Origin of the sequence: Flavobacterium sp. 140616W15 (assembly GCF_003668995.1) — a bacterium.
Lineage (GTDB): Bacteria > Bacteroidota > Bacteroidia > Flavobacteriales > Flavobacteriaceae > Flavobacterium.
This window is the reverse complement of record NZ_CP033068.1, coordinates 745,337-767,434: the sequence shown is the minus strand read 5'-3', so window position 1 is coordinate 767,434 and position 22,098 is coordinate 745,337. Positions and strand designations below refer to the sequence as shown.

Here is a 22,098-nt window from a genome sequence, read left to right as displayed (position 1 = left end):
AACAATGATTGGCAAAACCTTTGAACCTCTGAGCCTTTGCCTCTCTGAACCTTAAAAGAAAATGAAAGAAATAAAACTATTTTGTCCGGCAACAATTGCCAATCTCTCGTGTGGATTTGATGTTCTCGGACTTTGTTTAGAAACTGCGGGCGATGAAATGATTGTTCGTGAATCTGTCCAGAAAGGGGTTCGTATCACAAAAATTGTTGGTGCCGATTTGCCTTTGGAAACAGAAAAAAATGTCTCAGGTGTTGCTGCTTTAGCTATGCTTGAAGCATATGAAAGAGATTTTAGTCCAATAACGATAGGATTTGAAATTGAGATTTATAAGAACATCAAAGCCGGAAGCGGTATCGGAAGCAGTGCTGCCAGTTCTGCCGGAGCTGTTTTGGGAATCAATGAGTTATTAGGAAACCCATATTCTAGAAAAGATTTGGTTCAATTTGCCATGCAAGGTGAGAAATTAGCCAGCGGAAACGCTCATGCCGATAATGTTGCCCCTGCCCTTTTGGGTGGTTTTACTTTGGTAAGAAGCTACAATCCGCTTGATATTATAAAAATTGACAGCCCTGAAGAATTATACGCTACTGTTGTACATCCTCAAATTGAGTTAAAAACATCAGATGCCCGTTCGGTATTAAAACAAAATGTTTCTCTAAAAAGCGCCATCATGCAATGGGGAAATGTAGGTGGCTTAATCGCTGGATTATATACTAAAGATTACGATTTAATCGGAAGATCTCTTCATGACGAAATTGTAGAACCTCTGCGAAGTGTCTTGATTCCGGGTTTTGATTTAATCAAACAAGCGGCTCTCGAAAATGGTGCGTTAGGCTCTGGAATTTCTGGTTCTGGCCCTTCTATTTTTGCTTTAAGCAGAGGAAAAGAAACTGCTGTAAAAATAGCCAAAGCCATGAGCGAAGTTTATGATAACATCAATTTACCATACGAAATTCATATTTCACAGATTAATCCTGAGGGAGTAAGAATTATATAACACTAATTTCACGAATTTACACAAATTGGTTTGTGCAATAATTTAAGCATACAAAATTAGTGACAATCGGTGAAATTCGTGTTCAAAATAAAAGACCAATGAAATACTATAGTTTAAACCATAATGCCCCAAAAGTTTCTTTTCAGGAAGCTGTAATACAAGGATTAGCAAGTGATAAAGGATTATATTTTCCAGAAATAATCACGCCATTAAACGCTTCTTTTTTTGAGTCAATCGAAAATCTAAGCAACGAAGAAATTGCTTTTGAAGCCATCAAACAATTTGTTGGGGATGAAATTCCAGAAACCGTTTTAAAAGAAATCATTGCAGAAACGTTATGTTTTGATTTCCCTGTTGTTGAAGTAGAAAAAGGAATTTATTCATTAGAATTATTCCATGGCCCTACAATGGCTTTTAAAGATGTTGGCGCGCGATTTATGTCACGCTGTCTGGCTTATTTTAATAAAGACAAAGCAGAAAGTAAAAATACGGTTCTTGTAGCAACATCGGGTGATACCGGTGGTGCTGTTGCAAGCGGTTTTCTTGGTGTTGACGGAGTAGATGTTGTGATTTTATATCCATCAGGAAAAGTAAGTGACATTCAGGAAAAACAACTGACAACTTTAGGTCAAAATATCAAAGCACTAGAAGTCGATGGTGTTTTTGATGATTGTCAGGATATGGTAAAAAAAGCCTTTTTAGACGAAACTCTAGCGCATAAAAACCTTACCTCAGCAAATTCTATTAATATTGCACGCTGGTTACCGCAAATGTTCTATTTCTTTTTGCTTACAAAACCTTGAAAAGTCAAAACAAACCCTTGATTTTTTCTTGTCCTAGTGGAAATTTTGGAAATATATGTGCCGGAATCATGGCAAAGAAATTAGGTTTACCTATTGAACATTTTGTAGCTTCTACTAATGTAAACGATACTGTACCAAGATTCTTAGAAAACGGAAAATACGATCCAAAACCATCTAAAGCGACTATCTCAAACGCTATGGATGTTGGGAATCCTAGTAATTTTATTCGTATTCAGGAAATGTACCAAAATGATTTAAAAGCGTTCGAAAAAGACTTCTCTTCTTATAGTTATACTGATGAAGAAACACTCGAAGCAATGAAACAGATTTATAAAGCTAACGGTTATATTGCTGAACCTCACGGCGCTGTTGGTTACTTAGGTTTGAAAAAAGAATTACAAAAACATGACAATGCAATTGGAATTTTCTTAGAAACGGCTCATCCTATTAAATTCCTTGATGTTGTTGAACCTGCTTTAGGAATTACACTTCCGATTCCTGCTCAAATTGAAAGTGTTATTAATGAGGAAAAAGTGAGTGTGAAGATTAAGAGCTATGAGGAGTTGAAGAGTTTCTTGGGGTAATAAACATATAAAAATTAATCAAAGCGAGTAAAAAAAATACTCGCTTTTTTTATTGCACTACCATTAATTATTTTGGATTAATATATAAAAATATCTAGTACGGAAATCCGTAAAAATTGGCAATAAAAAAATCATATATTTGAAAAGCAAGAAAACGAAATAAAGCTTCACTTATCTATCCTAATTTTAGGTGTATATGCGAAAATTTGTTTCGCATATACATGAGTTACCTGCTATAATACCACGAAATCAACAAACTAACAACATATTATGCAATTCTTTAATTGGTTAATTAGAAATATATCAAATATTTTTAGTGTTATTGGAATTTTTCTAACAATTTACTTGGGCTTTTTCTACGCCCCATCATGGATGGAAGAAATGAAAAATGAAAAACTTCGAAATGCTGAAAGTGAAATTCAAAAATCAGTAAAAGAATTGGTTTATAGCGATTCAGCATTTAAAATAAGTGAAATAAAAGCTTTAGTCAAAGCCAAAGAGCTTACACTAAACATCAAATATCCTTATTCAATTAATGATATTTTAAGTCAAACTCAAGAGTCTTTTATGGAAGATAAATTTCTACCATTAGATAAAAGAAAAGAATTATTGACTGAAATTGAAAAAGCTAAAATCCCCTTGCCTATAACTGCTAAAATTCAAAAAGCAGAAGAAGATAAATCCTGGTTGGATTTATCAAAACTTTTAATGATGATAATTTCCGTGATTTTATCTGGTCTGGGAATTGCTGGCTCATTCTTAAAATTTAAATCTGAAAAAGATAAACAAGATGAAATTGATAACAGTATTCAGGATATTACAATAGAATACAATTATAATGGAAGTGGATATGAATTTGAAAAAGGGATAATCGAAATTTTGTCTAAAGATAAATCTATAAATAATCTTATTCAAACCGAAAATAGTTATGGAGTTGATGTTATTTTTGAGGCAAATAATAAAAAATATTACGTTGAAATAAAATATTTGAATCGAAGTAAAGTCGGATTAAATACGATTCATCGTATAATAAACTCAATAAAAGACAAAGAAGGTATCGTTTGGCTGATTTATAATACTCAACTTACTGGTTTAGTAGCTAGCGAAATAGTAAAATTTAACAGAGAAAGTAAGATCAAAATAAAACCAATAAAAGTTATAAGCCCTGAAGAATTAAAAAACAGATTACCAGAATTACTTAAAGCATAACAATTAAAGCAGGTAACAGCAGTTATACGAGATTTAGACATTTCACTTGATTTAAAGATGGTTTTGTACTTGGAAAATTTGTGCATAATGGAAAAAACTCGCATCTTTAATCCCAAACCTCGTGTAGCCCTAGAACGTTATACCTTAGTTTACAGAAACCGAAACACTGAAGAAAATGAAAAATAGGATTAACAGAAGAAATAAAAATAGAAATTGATTTTATGCTGAGCGAATTACTTAAAGGCAATTCGTGTTCTGACAATAAGCAAAATACAGAATTACAGAATACATCAATCCGAATTTGCAAATCTTTGAATTTAATTAAATTATCACTTTCTGGAAAAAAATATGAATTAACAGAAAGTGGAATTTTAGTATTTAGTGATGGTGGTATTGAAAAATACCTTTTTAATATCAGAACAGAAAAAGATTTAGATTCCGATATAAAACAACTAACTCTTAAAAAACTAAAGCTTGAACAATTTCCTGCTAGATTTTGGTGGCTAATTATCATCATCACTTCTATTATTTCTGTTTTAACAACTTTGGTAAATAATCAAATAGAAAAATCAATAAATCAGCAAGAACAACCAAAAAAAGAAATAATTTTATCGAAGTAGGTAGTCTTGAAATATATTATTTTTAAAATACTTCCCCCGCTAGCGCGAGCGTCTCGCCCGTGAACGCTAAGTTGCTACGAGCAAGAGACTTCCGTTAGTATTTGAATAAAATTAAAATTCTATGAAACGAATTAAACCAGAAGAATTAACAGAGAGTTTAAGTGATGAACAATTAGAAGTTTTAGCCGAAATGCTGGGTGAAACACCAACATCCACAGAATGGCGTGAGTGTTACAAGAAATTGACCGATTCACAATTATTTCAAGTACATATGAAACTAGGAGAATTAATCGATCGAAAAGAACAGGAACGATTAAACGCTATGACAAAAGAAGAAAGGGAACAAGAGGACGAAAAATGGAGAATATGGTACGAAAATTTAAGTCCTCATGATTTTCATGGCAACATGGGAGAACCTGCCACGGTAGAAGAATTCAAAAGCCGGTATGGCGTTTATCCTTCTGGATACGATGAAAATGGAAATAAAATTTAACATTCCCCCGCTAGCGCGAGCGGGACGCTCGTGAACGCAAAGAAATTCAAAAACCAATTGGAACGGGCACGAGCGGGACGCTCGCGCTAGCAATTGAAATAAATAAAAAAGAGATCTTATTAAGATCTCTTTTTAGAATAAATATATATTTAAACGTTATTTCCCGTTTAGTAATTTCTCTAAATACTCAACTTTATCTTTTTCAGCTTGCACCAAACGTTCGTAAAGCTCAACAACTTTATCAAGAGGATTAAAACTGCAATTATAATTAAGACCGGCATTTACAATACCATTATCGTGATAAGTATTACCAATAATATTTAAAACCGCTTCTTCCGAAAAGTTTTTAATCGCTTCAACAGAAACTCCCAGAGCTTTTGCTATCTCAATTAGTTTTTGTTCGTCAACAGTTTCGCTGTTTTCAATAGCCGAAATTGCCTGCTGATTTGTTCCTATAGCCTGTGCCAGTGCTTCCTGTTTCATATCTTTAAGCTCTCTGATACGGCTTATATTTCTGCCGATATGTTTTGGTTTTATTGCTGTATTCATAATTCAAAGATATTTAAAATTCTTAAACGAAAATAGATTTCCGTAAAAAACAAGCCTATTTCTGTAAGATACTCTTTCCATAATCGAGATAAATTGACAAATTCGGCTTTAGCCAAAAATACAAAAGATTAGACTAAATATTTATTATTTACCGAAAACAGATTAACAAAGATTCTATTACTTTTACATTTTATCTCTTACCATAAAACACAAAAGTAATTTTCTTAAAAAATGAAGAACAAGCTACGTTTTCTCCCTATTGCCCTACTTGTATTTTTTGTATCAAATCAAACAATTTTGGCTCAAGCCAAAGACAATTACAGCACTCGGATTGATAGTTTGATTCAAACTACTTCTGTTCGTCCATTTAATGGTAATGTGCTAATAACTCAGAATGGAAAAACTAAGTATTCAAAAGCTTACGGTTATTCTGATTATGCAAAAAAAACTCCTCTTAAATTAAGTGATCATTTTGTTATTCTATCCAATAGCAAGCAAATAACTGCTGTTTTGATTCTTCAGGAAGTCGAAAAGGGTAAAATCATTTTAAATACTCCTATAAAAAAATATCTGCCAAACTTAAAACAGCCTTGGGCAAGCACCGTAACTGTAGAGAATTTACTAAATCATACTTCGGGTATTGTCGATTTTGAGAAATCAACAGCTTTTCCTGTCGGAACTCAATTTAAATATACCGATTTGAATTATATTTTACTAGGTCAAATTATAGAAAGAGTAACTAATAAAACCTATGAAACTGTCGTAAACGAATTGTTCAAGAAAAACAAAATGAAAGATAGTTTCTTCCCAAATGCATCTAACCAAAAAGAGATTATAAACGGCCGACAATATTTCAAAGACAATACAACCAAAGAAATACATGGCATTGTTATTCCAAAAGAAAGAATTCCTGCCTCAGGACTTGTAAGTACTGTTACAGATTTGGCACTTTGGAATGATTTACTTCATAATGGTAAACTTTTGAATGAAGCTACCTATAGTCGAATGACCACTTATACTATTACCAACCAACACCCTGTTTTTGGCGATACAGCAATTGGATATGGATATGGTATTCGTGTAAACGATAAAACTAAAATTAAAGAATTTGGCCATACCGGAATTGTACCCGATCAAGGATTTACATCGGTTAACTTATATTATCCTGAAACTAAAACTAGCATCATTGTTCTGGAAAACCAAACATTTGAAAATTTTGATATTACTTATTATTTTGAAGCCAAAATTAGAGAGATTGTGTTGAAAAGCACATTGCTAAAATAATATGCTTTGGAGATTAAATTTGAATAAGAAAAAGAAATAAAACTAAACCAAAAACTACAATGCTAAAAAAAATCGTCCTTTTTTCACTAATACTTTTAACTTCTTGTGGAGAAAAAGAAACAAATAATGAAAATTCAAATAATGGAACTCCAGAAGCATTACAAGAAAGCGGAAGTGTCAATTTGAAAAGATATAGCCGAAGCAGTAGCAACTTAACAGAAGAATTGTATCAAGAACTTGTAAATAATTCTCCCGAATTGAAAAGTTTAGAAACTGAATTAGAAGCATTCAATCCAAATGATACTTTGAATAAATTTTACAGATATGACAATAAGTCAAGTGACTATTATATTTCTGCAAAAAACCAAGCAAGCAATATCAAAGACAGTATTACAAGAAATAAGATTCTTCATTTAATTAAGAAAAGTAATGATGCATATTTAGGAAAAACAACTGAATTAAACGCATTATTAAAAACCATTCATCAGAATCAAATCTCTATGAATGATTATCATAATGTATTGAAAATAGTTCTAACCATCCCAATTATCGAAAAATATCAAGATAAGAATCTACCTAAGAAATCACCATTTGAAAAGGTGATAGAAACCGAAAATCAATTAATCGAAAAGACAAAAAAGAATATTCCTAAATTTTAAAGTTTTTTCTGTTTTACACTTATTCAAGTATTTTTTTATTGCGAGCTTCTTTCTGAAAAAATAAAAAAACCTAATCTTAAAAATTTATCTATGGATTCGTTTCTTTGTATTGGTATTATATTATTGATTATGTCTTTTTTCAGTATTAAGTGGTTAGTCTCTGAATACAATAAGAGAAAATTTTAATCATTTTCTCTAACTATCATTAATAACCGAATTCGTTGTTTTCAAATCTAAATCATAATCACATAAAATTTAAAAACAGCAAATATCATAACTAAAACCATTTACCAATATTATAATTTTGCTCTTCTAGATAAAGCTAAAAAACTAATTTAAAGAATATAACATCGATTATGATTACTGAAGCAACATTACAGGATATCCCAGCATTAAATACATTAATAAATTCAGCTTACCGCGGTGAATCTTCAAAAAAAGGCTGGACTACCGAAGCTTATCTATTAGAAGGAAAAAGAACAACCGAAGAGGAATTAACAGCAATCTTTTTAGATCCTAAAAATACATTTCTGAAATATACAGAGAATGACAAAATTATTGGTTCTGTTTTGTTAGTAGAAAAAGATCATCAATTGTATGTAGGAATGCTAACGGTTTCTCCTGAATTACAAAATAGCGGTATCGGAAAAAAGATGTTAGCAGAAGCAGAAGTTCATGCCAAAACTTTAGGATTGTCAACTCTTAGTATGACAGTTGTTTCAGTTCGTTCGGAACTTATTGCGTGGTACAATCGTCACGGTTATGTAGATACTGGCGAAAGAGAACCTTTTCCTTCAAGCGATATTCATATTAACGTTTCTGATAAACCTTTGGAATTTATTCATTTAGAGAAAAAGATTTAATTATTTAACCACAAGTTTGTAAGACACCCAGAAAAATTAACCGCAAAGAGATACGCGAAGTTCCCTAAGATATTGGTGTTATCTCGCTAAAAAAAGCTTTGCTTCTTTGAACCTTAGAAAATCACATTTGATTTCTTATCAAAAACAATAAAAATGAATATAAGCCTTTTTCCTAAAAAAGATAGTGCAGTCTCTATTTGGAGTGGTGGATTGACTTATGAATATATGATATATCCGAAAACAGCAAATTATGCTGAAAGAGATTTTATATTCAGAATAAGCAGTGCTACAATAGAACAAGAACCCTCAATTTTTACAAGATTTAAAGGTTATCACCGATACTTGGTAATGCTGGATAACAGCCTGCATGTTGAGGTTAACAAAGATAAAAAATTGTATGAGAAGTATGAAATCATGGAATTTAATTCGGATGATGAGGTAACTTCTTATACAAAAGGTATCGATTTTAATTGGATGGTTTCTGAAAAAGTATCCCATCACAAACTAAAAATAACGAGCAGTAATCAGAATTCTAATGCTCCAGTAGTTATTTTATTTTCTTTACATGCAACCGTTATTAAAATTAATGAGAAGCCATACGATCTAAATCCTTATGATTTGTTAGTCATAGAAAATGAAAAAAGGGAAGATATACTACTTCATTTTTCTAATGAATGCCTCTTTGGGATATTGGATTTTTAACCGCGAAGTCCCCCCGATAGCTATCGGGATACGCTAAGTTCGCTAAAGTATTATCTCGCTAAGATGTAAAGAAAAAACCTTTGAACCTTTGTTCCGATAGCTATCGGAACTCTGCGCCTTTGAACCTTTGAACCACTCAAAAATCTAAACATTCCTTTTGATCTTCGATAAGAATTCATGAGAAACTCCAAGGTATGAGGATAGATTTTTGTTATTTATTTTCTGTGTTTTATCAGGATGAATTTTTATAAATTCGAGATACCTTTGTTTCGATGTTTTATTTAAAACGTCTAAAAGCCTTTCTTGTATGAGTACATTGGCTCTTTCTATCATTGCAATATGAAATTGAATTAGTTTTGGTATTTCTTTAAACAATAATGTTTTATTTGATTTATTGATAACCAATATCTCACTATCTTCTATCGCTTTAATATTGTATTTGGTAGGTTTCTGATGATAGAAACTTTCAATATCACACATCCAATCATTTTCGAAAGCAAAAAAGAGAACTGTCTCACTTCCACTTTCGTTTAAGATATATATTTTAAATGCTCCCTTCAAAATGAATCCTTCGTAAACACTATTAGAATTTTGAATCTGTAGAAACTCATTTTTCTTTAATTTAACGAATTCTGTTTTTTCAATAATTATATTCCATTCCGTATCTGTAAGGGCAATTTTGTGCTCAATATTATCCCTTAATAGTTTATACATATGGTTATTTTTCATTTTTAACAAAAACATTATAACTATTTAATTTACACTATATTTATAGATAATAAAAAATAAATGTAATCGATTACTAAATTAATAAAAAAGATAGAACTAGTTCAATTTTTTTAAAATATTTTATAAAGACTTTTGGTGTATTAATTAACCCCAAAATATCTATTATGAAGATTAAATCAACTTTATCAGCGTTATTACTAACTCTGATTTTAGGCTTTGCAAGTTGCAATAGCGAAGAAATTACTGCTACGCAAAATAGTGATAGCAACGCAAGTACTGTTTTATCAACAAGTCAAAATCTTACTGCCAAAGTTGGCAATTGTGCCGAGGTTCCGGGATGGGCATCTCAGAACGGAGGAACTACTGGTGGTGGCAATGCTGCCGAAACGGTTGTTACCACCTACGCTCAATTAAAAGCTGCTATCGAAAATAGTGCTGTAAAAGTGGTAAAAGTTACTGGTACTATTACTATTACGACAAGATTATCTTTTCAGGACCAATCTGGCAAAACAATTTATGGTGCTAGCGGTGCAAAATTGGTTTCTACGGATCAAACTAAAGCAAACTCTGGTATCATCAATATTAAAAGATGTACCAATATTATCATCCGAAATTTAATTTTTGAAGGTCCTGGTGCTTATGACACTGATGGTTGGGATAATGCTATTATAGACGACTGTCGAAATGTATGGGTTGATCATTGTGAGTTTAGAGATGGTGTAGATGGTAATCTTGATATCAAAAACAAGTCAAATTACATTACTGTTTCTTATACAAAATTTGCCTACTTAAAACCTCCTAAAGCAGGTGGCTCTGGTGGAACTGATGATCACAGATTTTCTAACCTAATTGGTTCTAGCGATAGTGCTACGGCTGATCGTGGAAATTTAAAAATTACTTTTGCTCGTTGCTGGTGGGCTCCTGGCTGTAAAGAAAGAATGCCAAGAGTACGTTTTGGTCAAGTACATATTATAAATAGCTATTTTAATAGTACTGTTAGCAACAAATGTATTGCTGCTGGTTTTGAAGCTAATATCCGTGTAGAAAACAATGTTTTCGAGGGTGTAAAAACTCCTATTGATTTAATGACTGGTTATACTGCTGTAACTGCTATTGGAAATGTGTTTACTAGCACAACTGGAAATACTGCCGGAAGCAATACCGCTTTTACTCCTCCGTATGCTATTGTGACTCTTGCTGCATCAGCGGTTAAAGCTGATGTTACTGCTGGAGCTGGAGCTACATTTACTGGTAATACTTGCGGATCGTTTTAATTACTTTTTTTCACTACCATTTTACCGTAAAGGTTTACGCGAAGGTTATTATTTCTTTTAACACTGTAGCAAAATAGTCTCGCAAAGATGCGAAGACGCAAAGTTTTAATTTTCTTTGTGTCTCAGCGACTTTGCGAGATTTTTTCAGGAATGTTAGACACACTGCGGTGCGTCTCTACAGAAAACCTTTGAACCTTTGTTCCGATAGCTATCGGAACTCTGCACCTTTGAACCTTTGTCCCTTAAATTTATAGAACCAATTCCTCAAACAATCTCTGAATTGTTTTATCCAAATCCTGACATAAACCCGGATGTGGTCTTGAGGTTTGAATTGCCGAACTACGTATAGCTGTTAGCCATCTAAATCGCTCAGGAATTTCCATTTGTCCAATGGGCCCGCCATCTTTGGCTCCATTGGCTATTTTTTCTAATGAGGTTAAATTACAATGCAATTGTTCGACATCAAAATCAGCTGAAAGAGCTTGGATTCTAGCATCGTTTATATGGTATAATACTTTTATAAATTTGGCTCTTTTACAAAATAATATAACACCTATATTTAGGAATTCTTCGCGCTCTACTCTTGGTACAACACGAATTACGGCATATTCATATAAGTGACTATCTTGCATTTTCGGCTTGTTTTACAAAAATTTCAGAATGGTCTAATCGTGTTTGCAAGAATTGTAAATATACATTTCGCAATCCTTCGGGTGTTTCATCGGTATCTTCCCAATGAAGCCATTCGTCAGGAATAAGGGCTACGATTTCCTGTAATAATTCGGGAGTTAAAACTGCTTTATATTCTGAATCAACTTCTTTTAAAAGTGATGCCTGTGGCAACAATACATGATCTTTTATTAATGCAAATGGACTTTTAGCATGTTGTTCCCAATTGTTCCATGAATGATGAAAATACAAACAAGCACCGTGATCTATTAACCATAGTTCTTTATGCCATATTAGCATATTTGTATTTCTGAATGTACGATCTACATTGGTAATAAAAGCATCTAACCAAACGATCTGCGAAGCTAATTTAGGCTCAACCACAGTTACAACTGGATCAAAAGTAATTGCTCCTGATAAAAAATGCAAAGCCAAATTAAGTCCTTGGCTTCCTTGTAGCAAATCCTGAATTTCCTCATCGCCTTCGGTTCTGCCAAAAGCTTCGTCGAGATTGGCAAATACCAATTCAGGAATCTGAAGTTTTAATACATTAGCAATTGCCCCACCTACCAATTCGGCAATTAGTGCTTTTACACCATGTCCGGCTCCTTTAAATTTTAGGACATATTTAAAATCATCATCTGCTTCGGCCAAAGCGGGTAACGAACCGCCTTCGCGTAACGGACTTATATATCGCGTTACGTTTACCGTTCTTAGATCGAGTTTGTTTTTCATAGTCTGCTTTACTAGAATACAAACTTACTAATTTAGATTTGTTAGTCTTCTGTGATTAGTTAGATTTTTAGAATTCTTAGATTATATAGAGAAAAGAGTATAGAACATAGAGTAAAGAGAATAGAATATAGAAGAAAGACTTAAAGAAGTTGTTTGCTATGTTTTTAAAAATCTAGACGCATCCATTATTAAACCATGTCGGTAAAGACTCATCGCAATGCGCCTTTTACAATATGATTCAGCGTTGCGCTTAATTTATTTCACGCAGATTTTGCAGATTCAGCAGATTTTTTTCTCTACATTGGTTTTAGGATTTTGTTTGTGGAATTCATAGATTATTATAGAAAAAAAAGTATAGAATATAGAAGAAAGACTTAAAGAAGTTGTTTGCTATGTTTTTAAAAATCTAGACGCATTCATTATTAAACCATGTCGGTAAAGACTCATCTCAATGCGCCTTTTACAATATGATTCAGCGTTGCGCTTAATTTGGTTCACGCAGATTTTGCAGATTCAGCAGATTTTTTCTCTGTATTGGTTTTAGGATTTTGTTTGTGGAATTTATTATGGTCCTTCGACTCCGCTCAGGAGGACAATCTGAGTAATCTAAAAAAACATCTTTAAATCTTATTTCATCAGTACGTTAATTTTGGTTCACGCAGATTTTGCAGATTCGGCAGATTTTTTTCTCTGTATTGGTTTTAGGATTTTGTTTGTGGAATTTATTGTGCTCCTTCGACTCCTCTCAGGAAGACAATCTGAGTAATCTAAAAAAACATCATTAAATCTTCTTTTTAAAATCTTAAATCTATACTCTTGCTTCTATATTCTATTCTCTATATTCTTTACTCTATACTCTTTTCCTCTAACTAATCTAATGATAAAAACGCTTTACCGAGATTAGCAATAATATCGGATGCTATAAATGACTGGTATCCTGTTTCGGGTAGAGCTATAGTAGCGGTTAAACCATGTAGATATACTCCTATTTGTGCGGCTTGAATAGGCAGATATCCTTGAGCTAATAAACTAGTGATTATTCCCGTTAGCACATCGCCACTCCCTGCGGTTGCCAATGCTGCATTTCCTGTTGTATTTTGGTAGATGTCTTCTCCATTTACAATTTGTGTTGGCGCGCCTTTCATAACTATGATTATCCCGTATTGCTTAGAAAATTCTATCGCTCTTACATGTTTTTCAATTTCAGAATTCCAACTTCCTATTAAGCGTTCTAGTTCTTTGGGATGTGGTGTGAGTATTGTATCCTGTCGTAGTAAATTAAACCATGATTTATTTTGTGATAGGATATTTAGTGCATCGGCATCGATAACTAGGGGTATTTTGTTTGTTTTTAAAAACTCATAAAACGCTCTTTGTGTATCGGGCTCCTGCCCTATTCCTGGGCCTATTCCTATGGCTTGAGGTTGGATATCGAATATGATTTCGGATATGTATTTTTCATGTGTTGTGGTTACAACCATTACTTCGGGAATTGTAGATTGGAGGATTTCGTAACCACATTTTGGAATGTAAGTAGTTACGAGTCCACAGCCTGATTTTATACAGGCTTTGGATGCTAAAACGGCTGCACCTATCTTTCCATAACTTCCTGCAATTATTGTTGCATGCCCTTGAATTCCTTTGTGTGCTTTAGGATTTATTGGTTTATAAATCTGTTGAATCTCGGCTTGGCTTATTAGAATGGGTATTTTCATGAAAAAGGTATTTTTATTAAAATTACAAAAAAACATGATTCTAAAATCACATCTATTTCCTGATATGCTTTAGCCCTGATTACTTGACTAATATTTTTATTTTAATAAGTGTTCAGTGAACTGCGTTTGCAGTGGCATCCTTTATGTTTTTCCTTTAAAAACATAAAGATATAGCGAATAGCAGGAAACAGCTCCTAATTTTTGCGATTTTTATAATTCTGAGTACTTGTTTACAACATTTTTTGAATAAATTTGCGATTAACTTTTATAAACACACACAATGAAAAATACTGCGCTAACGCACATACATGAGGGTTTGGGAGCGAAAATGCTGCCTTTTGCTGGTTATAATATGCCTATTTTATACGAAGGTGTAAATGCTGAACACGAAACTGTTCGTACTGGTGTGGGCGTTTTTGACGTTTCGCATATGGGGGAATTTTTATTAACTGGTCCAAATGCTTTGGCTTTAATTCAGAAAGTTACTTCTAATGATGCATCGACGCTAACTATTGGTAGAGCTCAATATTCTTGCTTACCTAATAATGATGGCGGAATTGTAGATGATTTGATTATTTATAAAATGAAAGAGGAAGAGTATTTACTTGTTGTAAATGCTTCGAATATTGATAAAGATTGGAATTGGATTTCTTCTCACAATGATGTAGGTGCTGAAATGAAAAATCTTTCGGACGATTACTCTTTGTTAGCAATTCAAGGGCCTAAAGCTGTTGAAGCAATGCAAAGTTTAACTGCTGTAGATTTATCTGCTATTCCATATTACCATTTTGAAGTTGGTTCTTTTGCTGGAGTTGAGAATGTAATTATTTCGGCTACTGGTTATACCGGTTCTGGTGGTTTTGAAATTTATTGTAAAAATGATGAGGTTGAACACATCTGGAATAAAGTATTTGAAGCTGGTGCCTCTTTTGGTATTAAACCAATTGGATTGGCAGCTCGTGATACTTTGCGTCTAGAAATGGGCTTCTGTTTATACGGAAATGATATTGATGATACCACTTCTCCACTTGAGGCTGGACTGGGTTGGATTACAAAATTTACGAAAGATTTTACTAACTCTGAAAATCTGAAAAAACAAAAAGAAGCTGGTGTTACTAAAAAGCTTGTTGGTTTTGAGATGCAGGAACGTGCTGTACCAAGACAAGGGTATGAAATTGTAGATGCATCTGGAAATGTAATTGGAATTGTAACTTCGGGAACGATGTCTCCTTCTATGGGGATTGGTATTGGTCTAGGATACGTTACTATTGCAAACAGCGCTGTAGATAGTGCTATCTTTATTAGAATTAGAAAAAATGATGTTCCTGCGAAAGTGGTAAAATTACCTTTCTATAAAAAATAATTTATTTTAAAGTCCAATACTGAAATACTGCTTATATAGCACAGCTTAAAATGATTAGCTTAGTTTTATCTTTAAAATAGGTCAAATTTGTAGCTGTATCCTATTTCGACATCAACATTTTGGTGAGATTATACTCGTTTTATCAAAAAAATTAGTGTAATTTTAGTTTAAATGTTGATACTCGATTTATGAAAAATTTCTCATTGGTACTTCTGCTTCTTAGTTTTTCTCTGTTTGGTCAAAATAGTGATTCTACATGTGAAATTTTAACTAAAATAAATACGCTTATTCAAAGCGAACATATACAACCTAAACCGGTAGATGATAGTCTATCGGTTTTTGTTTTTGACAACTTGATTGATGATCTTGATCCTTCTAGAAACATCTTTCTGAAATCAGAATATGATATTCTTGTCAAAAAATATCGTTTGAATATTGACAATCTAATTCTTAATAAAGATTGTTCTTTCTTGAATGATATCGTTTCTAAGTATAAAAATGGGCTTATAAGAAATAAAGTTGCATTAGAGAAAATTTTAATTGAACCTATTGACTATTCTGCAAAGGATACAATTCGGTTTTATAAAAAATCTTTTCCTGTATATATGAAGGAAAATGACGTCGAGAAAGTATGGCGCAAGAAAATGCGCTATGAAATCTTAGATCAAATAGCTGAGGTAAGTCCCAACCTTGATTCGCTTAAAACAAATTTTAAATCTCTTGAAGCCACTTATAAGAAGTCTATACTTGATAATGAAATATGTCGAATTAACACACTCTTGCAAACGGAAAAAAAACCTCAAGAAAAACTGTACAATTACTTCTGTACTTACTTTGACCCTCATACTGCCTATTTTAGTGATGATTCAAAATCTAGTTTTGTTGCTTCTTTATCTAAAGAACACTTATCATTGGGATTAAGTGTTAATCTGAATGAAAAAAACGAAATTATTGTTGCCGAATTGGACCCAAATGGACCCGCATTTCAAACAGGTCAAATAAAAAAAGGAGACCAAATCATCTCTATATCTAACCAAAAAGAAACCTTAAAAGTTTCGTGCGCCACTCTTGAATCTATTTCGACTATGATCTTATCTGAATCGAACAAAAGTATCACATTTACTCTTAAAAGAAATTCTGGAAAAAGTTTTGATGTTTATATCGAAAAACAAATCATGAAAGATGAAGAAAACTCTGTTTTTAGTTTTATAATAGGCAAAGAAAGTAAGATTGGTTACATAAAAATCCCTAGTTTTTATGCCGATTTAGAGGGTAATAGTGGAAAAGGTTGTGCTGATGATACTGTCAAAGAAATTCTGAAATTGCAAAAAGATAATATTAAAGGTCTTGTCATTGATTTAATTGATAATGGTGGTGGGTCTATGGAAGAGGCTATAAAATTAGCCGGAATGTTTATTGATAATGGCCCTATATCAATTGTTGTAGATAATAAAAATGAACAATCTGTTATTAATGATCCTTATAAAGGAATGCTTTATAAAGGTATTGTTGTTGTTCTTGTTAATGGTAATACAGCATCAGCAAGTGAGTTTTTTGCATCGATTATGCAGGATTACAATCGTGCCCTGTTATTAGGAAGTACTACATTAGGAAAAGCAACTATGCAAACGATACAGTCACTAGATGAGAAGAAAAACACAGATTTTTTGAAAATAACAATTAATAAGTTCTATCGAATAACAGGCAAAAGTCACCAATACATAGGTATAACTCCTGATGTTGTTCTGCCTGAATTTTATGAAAACATTATTGCTAAAGAAAAAAACTTTCCTACAGCTATCAAAAATGATTCTATTGTCCCTATTTTAAAATTTAGACCCTACGTAAAAAGAAGTTTAATAAATAAACTCGCCGATGATAGTAGTATCAGAGTAGCTGCTAGTGATTATTTTAATAATATAATCACAATAAACAAAAAAATAGACCAACTGGTTAATACACCTCGAACTGAAATTTCGATGACTTTAGATGCTGTCTTTGAACAGAAAAAGACTCGAACTAGCTTATGGGAGGAAATAACCTCTTTTAATACTAAGAATGATCCTCTAGATGTATATAACTCGACAGTAAACAGATTCCTTTTAGGGATTCATCCTACTGAAAAAATTATGAATCAATATCAAATTGATAATCTTAAAACTAATCCTTACTTAAACGAAGCTGTAAATATTATTAATGATTTTAATGCAGCTAGGTAATGGTTAGTCACTTCTGAACTATAAACGGGTGCTAGATACTGAGTCTGTAAACTATTTGCCATATAGTATATAATCTCAATTTACAGTTTACAGTCACCTGCTTACATTTCACCAAAAAAAATATAGTGTTTGTTTTTATAAAATAACTAATAACTGTATTTTTGCAACTCAAAATAAAAAATCAGCAATGGGAAGAGCGTTTGAATTTAGAAAAGGTAGAAAAATGAAGCGTTGGTCAGCAATGGCCAAAACATTTACCCGAATTGGTAAAGATATTGTAATGGCCGTTAAAGAAGGTGGTCCTAATCCAGACGCCAATTCTAGACTTAGAGCTGTTATACAAAATGCAAAAGCTGCCAACATGCCGAAAGACAACGTTGAGCGCGCAATAAAAAATGCCAGCAATAAAGATACTGCCAACTATAAAGAAATTTTATTTGAAGGTTATGCTCCTCACGGAATTGCTATATTAATAGAAACTGCATCGGATAATAATAATCGTACGGTAGCCAACATTCGTAGTTATTTTAATAAATGCAACGGAACTATGGGTACACAAGGTTCTGTTGAATTTATGTTTGACCATACTTGTAATTTCCGAATCCCTAAAGGTGATCTTGATCCTGAGGAATTAGAATTGGAATTAATTGATTTTGGTGCTGAAGAGGTTTTTGAAGACGAAGACGGTATTTTAATCTACGCGCCTTTTGGAAGCTTTGGAGCACTACAAAAAGAACTTGAGAACAGAGGTATTGAAATTTTATCTTCTGGTTTTGAGCGCATTCCACAAATCACTAAAGAACTTACTGAGGCTCAAATTGCAGACGTAGAAAAACTTATAGAAAAAATCGAAGAGGATGATGACGTTATGAACGTATATCATACGATGAAAGAAGAATAATTTTTTTCTCTATATTAATAAACTAAACTCCAGGGCAATCTGGAGTTTTTTTGTTATAATAATGAATTTAAAAAACTACAGTAGAGCTTCTTATAGAATAACTTCTCAAATTCATACCTAGAAAAAGGGATTTTCTTATAATCAGTTTATTACGTTTATTTTTAGTAATCTTAATTTTAGAATAAAAAAAGTTACAAAAAAATCACACAAATAGCATTTAAAATAAGAAAATTATTATATTTTTGAATAAATTAATAAATTACAATTCTATGAAAAAAATTTTATTCTTATTTAGTGCTATCAGTTTAGTACTAGCCTCTTGTTCAAGCTCTGACGATAACAATGACAATAATGACAAACCAACCGTTGACGATACAGTTTTAATTTTACCTCAAACTGAGAAATATACTTCTGCATCTCATCCAGAAGAGAATAATATTACCACTTATACTTACAATGGAAATAAAATTGTAAGTGTTGATTATAGTGAGGGTAATAAAACAACATTTACTTACACAGGAAATGTAATTACGAAATCTGAATATTTCGAAAACAACATCCTAATGGAAACTACAACTTTAACATATGAAAACAATAAATTAAAATCATATCTAAAAGTACCAACAACAGCTTCTTCATCAAGAGTAAGGACAGATTATACATACAACACCGATGGAACAATTACATCCCTTAGAATTTTAATTGATCCTATAACACAAGTAGAAACAATAGATCTAACAAGTGTACTTACTTTAGATACCAGAGGGAATATTATTAAAATAGTATTCGATGATTATGTAGATGTAGCTGAGTACGACACAAAAAATAATCCTTTTAAAAATATTTTAGGATATACTTTGTTACTAGATGCAGAAATTTTTGACCAAGATGTCAATTCAGGTAACAATCTTACTAAAACAACAGGAGAAAAAAACGGAATTACCGTAGAAATAGCCACTTATGAAAACTCTTACAACAACAATGACTTTTTAACAAAGCAAGTAAGCAATGGCGAAACCTTTGAATACACTTATTAGCCCAAAAGCTATTTAAGCACATTTTTTAAAAAAGAGGATGCCATTTTTTTAAAATGCAACCTCTTTTTTATTTAAGCTTTTCTAAATAAATTGTTCAAAATCTCTAAACATTTTTCAATTTAAAAACTTAATTTACACACTCTTAACTCCTAAAATATTCGTAATTACGGTACTTATCTACTCTAAACACTTCAATTAATGTTTTTTTTATTAATCCTTTTTTTCTTACTATTAAAGGCTTATTGTGATACTTTTATATTTTATTATTACTTTAAAATCGATAAAAAAAGAGTCAGTTTACATAAATTTAAAAAATGCTTGTCGTAGTATATAATAAAATTTACTAATATGATCTTAAAAACCAGATTTTAATACACTAACCTACAATTCACTAAAAATAAATATTGTTGCATATAAAAAAATTATATAGTTTATTTTATACAAATAAATTCAATTTATTGAAGCTTTAGTACCAAAAAGTTAATTCAATAATTGACTTTACTAAAAAAAATCTCCCTCCTCTAAAAGCTGTAAAACCCTTTATTTAGGGAGTTTTTAATGTAAAAATAGTATTAATTAAATATTAAAAAGCTAGTTTTGTAGCTTTTAAAATTATTCCATAGAATGTTGAAGATAAAATTACTTTTCTTACTAATTATTACGTGTTCATTAGGTTACAGTCAAAGCAAAGGCGCAAAAGTTATGGTCAATGCTAGGGCTCAAAAAGATAAGATTTTGATTCGTTGGGCTATTAATTCTCCAATAGAATGGCAAAAAGCAAATAAAAAAGGATTTGTAATTACCAGAACTACAATACTTCGAGATGGGAATGTTTTGCCTAAACCCGAAAAAATAGTACTTACACCAAAACCACTTCTTCCAGAACCTCTGGATTCATGGCTTAACTTAGCACAAAAAGATAATAATGCGGCTATAATTGCACAGTCTATCTACGGAGAAAGTTTTGAAATAACTGGTGCCAAAGAAGGCGAACTTGCTAAAATAGTGAGTATGGCTGATGAGCTGGATCAACGGTATACTTTTGCTTTATATGCAGCCGATATGAGTTTTACTGGTGCAGTAAAAGCGGGTTGGGGATTTGTAGATACCAACGTTAAAGTCAATGAAGTGTATGCTTATCAGGTAAGTGTTTTCGAAAGCCCAAAGGTTAAAGAATCTTCTTATATGATCGGTTTAAAAGACTTTAGTGTTTTACCCGCACCAACAGATTTTATTGCGATTCCGGATGATAAAAAAGTACTACTTTCCTGGGATTACGAAACATTCAAAAGAATATACACTTCTTTTATGGTCGAAAAATCTTCTGATGGGATCAACTATACCCCAATAGCAACTACACCTTTAGTTAACCTGAATGATAAAGACGAACATCCATCTAAAACCATGTATTATATTGATACGCTTAGTGTAAACGATAAAATGTATCAATATAGATTATACGGTATAACTTCATTTGGAGAAAAGGGTGAAGTAACAAAACCAATTGCTGCAACTGGAGTGGCTGCTATCGTTACCGCTGCAAGGCTTATCGATTATAATATTGTGAACTCTAACGAAGTTAATTTGGAATGGGAATATCCTGTAGCCTCCGAAGGTTTTATTCAGGGTTATGAAATTAACCTAGCAGATAATGACAAAGGTCCCTATAAAGTGGTTACTAAAATGATTCCTCCATCGGAGAGAAAACTCAATTATAAAGAAAATTTATTTCCATCTAATTATTTTACCATATCTGTTGTGGGTAAGAACAACCAACGCTTAACCTCGCAGAGTATGTTGATTCAGCCTGTAGATTCTATACCACCAGCAAAACCAATCGGGCTTGAAGGTGTAATTGATAGTCTTGGAGTGGTTCGCTTGAAATGGAAACCAAATCAGGAAAAAGATTTACGAGGATACCGAATTTTAAAAGCCAATAATGCTGGTGAAGAATTTGTAGATATTTATCATAAATCCTATGTAGGCAATGATTACAAAGACAGTGTGAGCCTTAAAATGATAAATAGCAAAGTGTATTATAGAATTGCTGCAGAGGACATGAGGTTTAATATTTCAGAACCATCTGATATTTTAATTTTAGATAAACCCGATAAAATTCCCCCTGCTGCACCCATTTTTAAAGACTATGAAAATAAAGATGGTAAAGTACATTTAAAATGGATACGCAGTTATAGTGAAGATGTAGTAGGACACAGTCTAAGAAGGAGAGAAAAAGGGCAGGAAAAATGGCTAGAGATTAAACAAATAAACGATACCATTCAGGAATATACAGATGACAGGATAGAGAACAAAAAAACATATCAATACGCTATTCTAGCTAGGGACAAAAGTAATCTGTGGTCATCATTAGATCATTCTATAATAACGGTACAAGTTTTGGATTTTACACCTGTAAAAATAATTACATTTTTGCAAGGACTGCCTGATCGAGAGAATAAAAAAATAGTCCTGACATGGAATTATAATAAAAGTAAGGACAAAGTAATCAGTTTGAGTATTTATAAAAATGTAAAAGGTACGCCGCCAACATTATGGAAAGAATTAAATGATACTGTTTTTACTATAGAAGATAAAAATTTAAATATAAACTCGGAATATGAATATCATTTAATTCCTAATTTAGAAAATGATAGCCCTTCAAAAGTCGAAACCCTAACAGTTATATATTAAGC

The 22,098-nt window shown here is 32.2% G+C and carries 19 protein-coding genes and 1 pseudogene; 15 read left to right on the top strand and 5 right to left on the bottom strand.

The genetic code is table 11. The features are described 5' to 3' along the window. Positions 1–61 precede the first annotated feature (61 nt). From EAG11_RS03370 to EAG11_RS03350, 5 genes and pseudogenes are all read left to right on the top strand, one after another. Positions 62–997: a homoserine kinase gene (locus EAG11_RS03370; RefSeq protein ID WP_129537904.1), complete on the top strand. Its 936-nt coding sequence runs from the start codon at positions 62–64 to the stop codon at positions 995–997. Positions 998–1,095: 98 nt separating this feature from the next. Beyond that, positions 1,096–2,384 (top strand): annotated as a pseudogene (gene thrC, locus EAG11_RS03365) (threonine synthase). Positions 2,385–2,765: 381 nt separating this feature from the next. Continuing rightward, positions 2,766–3,593, top strand: coding sequence for a restriction endonuclease (locus EAG11_RS03360; protein ID WP_129537903.1), 828 nt, complete (start codon positions 2,766–2,768; stop codon positions 3,591–3,593). A gap of 221 nt (positions 3,594–3,814) precedes the next feature. Beyond that, positions 3,815–4,213 (top strand): hypothetical protein, encoded by a 399-nt coding sequence (locus EAG11_RS03355; protein ID WP_129537902.1) that lies wholly within the window; start codon positions 3,815–3,817, stop codon positions 4,211–4,213. A gap of 121 nt (positions 4,214–4,334) precedes the next feature. Then, positions 4,335–4,706, top strand: a complete 372-nt coding sequence (locus EAG11_RS03350; RefSeq protein ID WP_129537901.1) for a hypothetical protein — start codon at positions 4,335–4,337, stop codon at positions 4,704–4,706. Between the two features lie 156 nt (positions 4,707–4,862). Here the strand turns inward: EAG11_RS03350 and EAG11_RS03345 are convergent, their stop codons facing one another. Then, positions 4,863–5,255, bottom strand: coding sequence for a helix-turn-helix domain-containing protein (locus tag EAG11_RS03345; protein ID WP_129537900.1), 393 nt, complete (start codon positions 5,253–5,255; stop codon positions 4,863–4,865). A gap of 231 nt (positions 5,256–5,486) precedes the next feature. On the opposite strand from EAG11_RS03345, the gene EAG11_RS03340 reads away from it, so the two are divergent. The 4 genes from EAG11_RS03340 (at position 5,487) to EAG11_RS03325 (ending at position 8,763) form a co-directional block, all read left to right on the top strand. Continuing rightward, on the top strand, positions 5,487–6,539 hold the full coding sequence (locus tag EAG11_RS03340) for a serine hydrolase (protein WP_129537899.1): 1,053 nt from the start codon (positions 5,487–5,489) through the stop codon (positions 6,537–6,539). Positions 6,540–6,598: 59 nt separating this feature from the next. Next, complete coding sequence (locus EAG11_RS03335) at positions 6,599–7,198, top strand: hypothetical protein (RefSeq protein WP_129537898.1); 600 nt, start codon at positions 6,599–6,601, stop codon at positions 7,196–7,198. Positions 7,199–7,554: 356 nt separating this feature from the next. Continuing rightward, positions 7,555–8,061, top strand: a complete 507-nt coding sequence (locus tag EAG11_RS03330; protein WP_129537897.1) for a GNAT family N-acetyltransferase — start codon at positions 7,555–7,557, stop codon at positions 8,059–8,061. 153 nt (positions 8,062–8,214) lie between these two features. After that, complete coding sequence (locus tag EAG11_RS03325; RefSeq protein ID WP_129537896.1) at positions 8,215–8,763, top strand: HutD family protein; 549 nt, start codon at positions 8,215–8,217, stop codon at positions 8,761–8,763. Positions 8,764–8,907: 144 nt separating this feature from the next. On the opposite strand, the gene EAG11_RS03320 is transcribed toward EAG11_RS03325, so the two are convergent. After that, positions 8,908–9,492, bottom strand: a complete 585-nt coding sequence (locus tag EAG11_RS03320; RefSeq protein WP_242499252.1) for a Crp/Fnr family transcriptional regulator — start codon at positions 9,490–9,492, stop codon at positions 8,908–8,910. Positions 9,493–9,656: 164 nt separating this feature from the next. On the opposite strand from EAG11_RS03320, the gene EAG11_RS03315 reads away from it, so the two are divergent. Continuing rightward, a complete protein-coding gene (locus EAG11_RS03315) occupies positions 9,657–10,766 on the top strand; it encodes a polysaccharide lyase family 1 protein (protein ID WP_129537895.1) in 1,110 nt (369 codons plus the stop codon). A gap of 248 nt (positions 10,767–11,014) precedes the next feature. On the opposite strand, the gene EAG11_RS03310 is transcribed toward EAG11_RS03315, so the two are convergent. The 3 genes from EAG11_RS03310 to EAG11_RS03300 form a co-directional block, all read right to left on the bottom strand. Beyond that, the gene (locus EAG11_RS03310) at positions 11,015–11,398 is read right to left on the bottom strand and encodes a DUF3037 domain-containing protein (protein WP_129537894.1); all 384 of its coding nucleotides are present in this window, start codon (positions 11,396–11,398) and stop codon (positions 11,015–11,017) included. Further along, a complete protein-coding gene (locus EAG11_RS03305; RefSeq protein WP_129537893.1) occupies positions 11,388–12,170 on the bottom strand; it encodes a HipA family kinase in 783 nt (260 codons plus the stop codon). Before EAG11_RS03305 ends, EAG11_RS03310 begins: the two co-directional genes overlap by 11 nt. A gap of 869 nt (positions 12,171–13,039) precedes the next feature. Then, the gene (locus EAG11_RS03300) at positions 13,040–13,885 is read right to left on the bottom strand and encodes an NAD(P)H-hydrate dehydratase (RefSeq protein ID WP_129537892.1); all 846 of its coding nucleotides are present in this window, start codon (positions 13,883–13,885) and stop codon (positions 13,040–13,042) included. A 280-nt stretch (positions 13,886–14,165) separates the two neighbouring features. Here EAG11_RS03300 and gcvT point away from each other — a divergent pair, with 280 nt between their 5' ends. From gcvT to EAG11_RS03275, 5 genes are all read left to right on the top strand, one after another. Further along, complete coding sequence (gcvT, locus tag EAG11_RS03295) at positions 14,166–15,248, top strand: glycine cleavage system aminomethyltransferase GcvT (RefSeq protein WP_129537891.1); 1,083 nt, start codon at positions 14,166–14,168, stop codon at positions 15,246–15,248. A 188-nt stretch (positions 15,249–15,436) separates the two neighbouring features. Beyond that, positions 15,437–17,467 carry a S41 family peptidase gene (locus EAG11_RS03290; protein ID WP_129537890.1) on the top strand — a complete coding sequence of 677 codons (2,031 nt, stop codon included), beginning with the start codon at positions 15,437–15,439 and terminating at the stop codon, positions 17,465–17,467. 187 nt (positions 17,468–17,654) lie between these two features. Next, positions 17,655–18,368, top strand: a complete 714-nt coding sequence (locus EAG11_RS03285; protein WP_129537889.1) for a YebC/PmpR family DNA-binding transcriptional regulator — start codon at positions 17,655–17,657, stop codon at positions 18,366–18,368. A 269-nt stretch (positions 18,369–18,637) separates the two neighbouring features. After that, complete coding sequence (locus EAG11_RS03280; RefSeq protein WP_129537888.1) at positions 18,638–19,405, top strand: hypothetical protein; 768 nt, start codon at positions 18,638–18,640, stop codon at positions 19,403–19,405. 624 nt (positions 19,406–20,029) lie between these two features. Beyond that, complete coding sequence (locus EAG11_RS03275) at positions 20,030–22,096, top strand: fibronectin type III domain-containing protein (protein WP_129537887.1); 2,067 nt, start codon at positions 20,030–20,032, stop codon at positions 22,094–22,096. Positions 22,097–22,098 lie beyond the last annotated feature (2 nt).

Bases quoted from the DNA above. Each gene is read 5' to 3' on its own strand.
- EAG11_RS03370 (WP_129537904.1), top strand. From the start codon at position 62: ATGAAAGAAATAAAACTATTTTGTCCGGCAACAATTGCCAATCTCTCG.
- EAG11_RS03360 (WP_129537903.1), top strand. From the start codon at position 2,766: ATGAAAAATGAAAAACTTCGAAATGCTGAAAGTGAAATTCAAAAATCA.
- EAG11_RS03355 (WP_129537902.1), top strand. From the start codon at position 3,815: ATGCTGAGCGAATTACTTAAAGGCAATTCGTGTTCTGACAATAAGCAA.
- EAG11_RS03350 (WP_129537901.1), top strand. From the start codon at position 4,335: ATGAAACGAATTAAACCAGAAGAATTAACAGAGAGTTTAAGTGATGAA.
- EAG11_RS03345 (WP_129537900.1), bottom strand. From the start codon at position 5,255: ATGAATACAGCAATAAAACCAAAACATATCGGCAGAAATATAAGCCGT.
- EAG11_RS03340 (WP_129537899.1), top strand. From the start codon at position 5,487: ATGAAGAACAAGCTACGTTTTCTCCCTATTGCCCTACTTGTATTTTTT.
- EAG11_RS03335 (WP_129537898.1), top strand. From the start codon at position 6,599: ATGCTAAAAAAAATCGTCCTTTTTTCACTAATACTTTTAACTTCTTGT.
- EAG11_RS03330 (WP_129537897.1), top strand. From the start codon at position 7,555: ATGATTACTGAAGCAACATTACAGGATATCCCAGCATTAAATACATTA.
- EAG11_RS03325 (WP_129537896.1), top strand. From the start codon at position 8,215: ATGAATATAAGCCTTTTTCCTAAAAAAGATAGTGCAGTCTCTATTTGG.
- EAG11_RS03320 (WP_242499252.1), bottom strand. From the start codon at position 9,492: ATGAAAAATAACCATATGTATAAACTATTAAGGGATAATATTGAGCAC.
- EAG11_RS03315 (WP_129537895.1), top strand. From the start codon at position 9,657: ATGAAGATTAAATCAACTTTATCAGCGTTATTACTAACTCTGATTTTA.
- EAG11_RS03310 (WP_129537894.1), bottom strand. From the start codon at position 11,398: ATGCAAGATAGTCACTTATATGAATATGCCGTAATTCGTGTTGTACCA.
- EAG11_RS03305 (WP_129537893.1), bottom strand. From the start codon at position 12,170: ATGAAAAACAAACTCGATCTAAGAACGGTAAACGTAACGCGATATATA.
- EAG11_RS03300 (WP_129537892.1), bottom strand. From the start codon at position 13,885: ATGAAAATACCCATTCTAATAAGCCAAGCCGAGATTCAACAGATTTAT.
- gcvT (WP_129537891.1), top strand. From the start codon at position 14,166: ATGAAAAATACTGCGCTAACGCACATACATGAGGGTTTGGGAGCGAAA.
- EAG11_RS03290 (WP_129537890.1), top strand. From the start codon at position 15,437: ATGAAAAATTTCTCATTGGTACTTCTGCTTCTTAGTTTTTCTCTGTTT.
- EAG11_RS03285 (WP_129537889.1), top strand. From the start codon at position 17,655: ATGGGAAGAGCGTTTGAATTTAGAAAAGGTAGAAAAATGAAGCGTTGG.
- EAG11_RS03280 (WP_129537888.1), top strand. From the start codon at position 18,638: ATGAAAAAAATTTTATTCTTATTTAGTGCTATCAGTTTAGTACTAGCC.
- EAG11_RS03275 (WP_129537887.1), top strand. From the start codon at position 20,030: ATGTTGAAGATAAAATTACTTTTCTTACTAATTATTACGTGTTCATTA.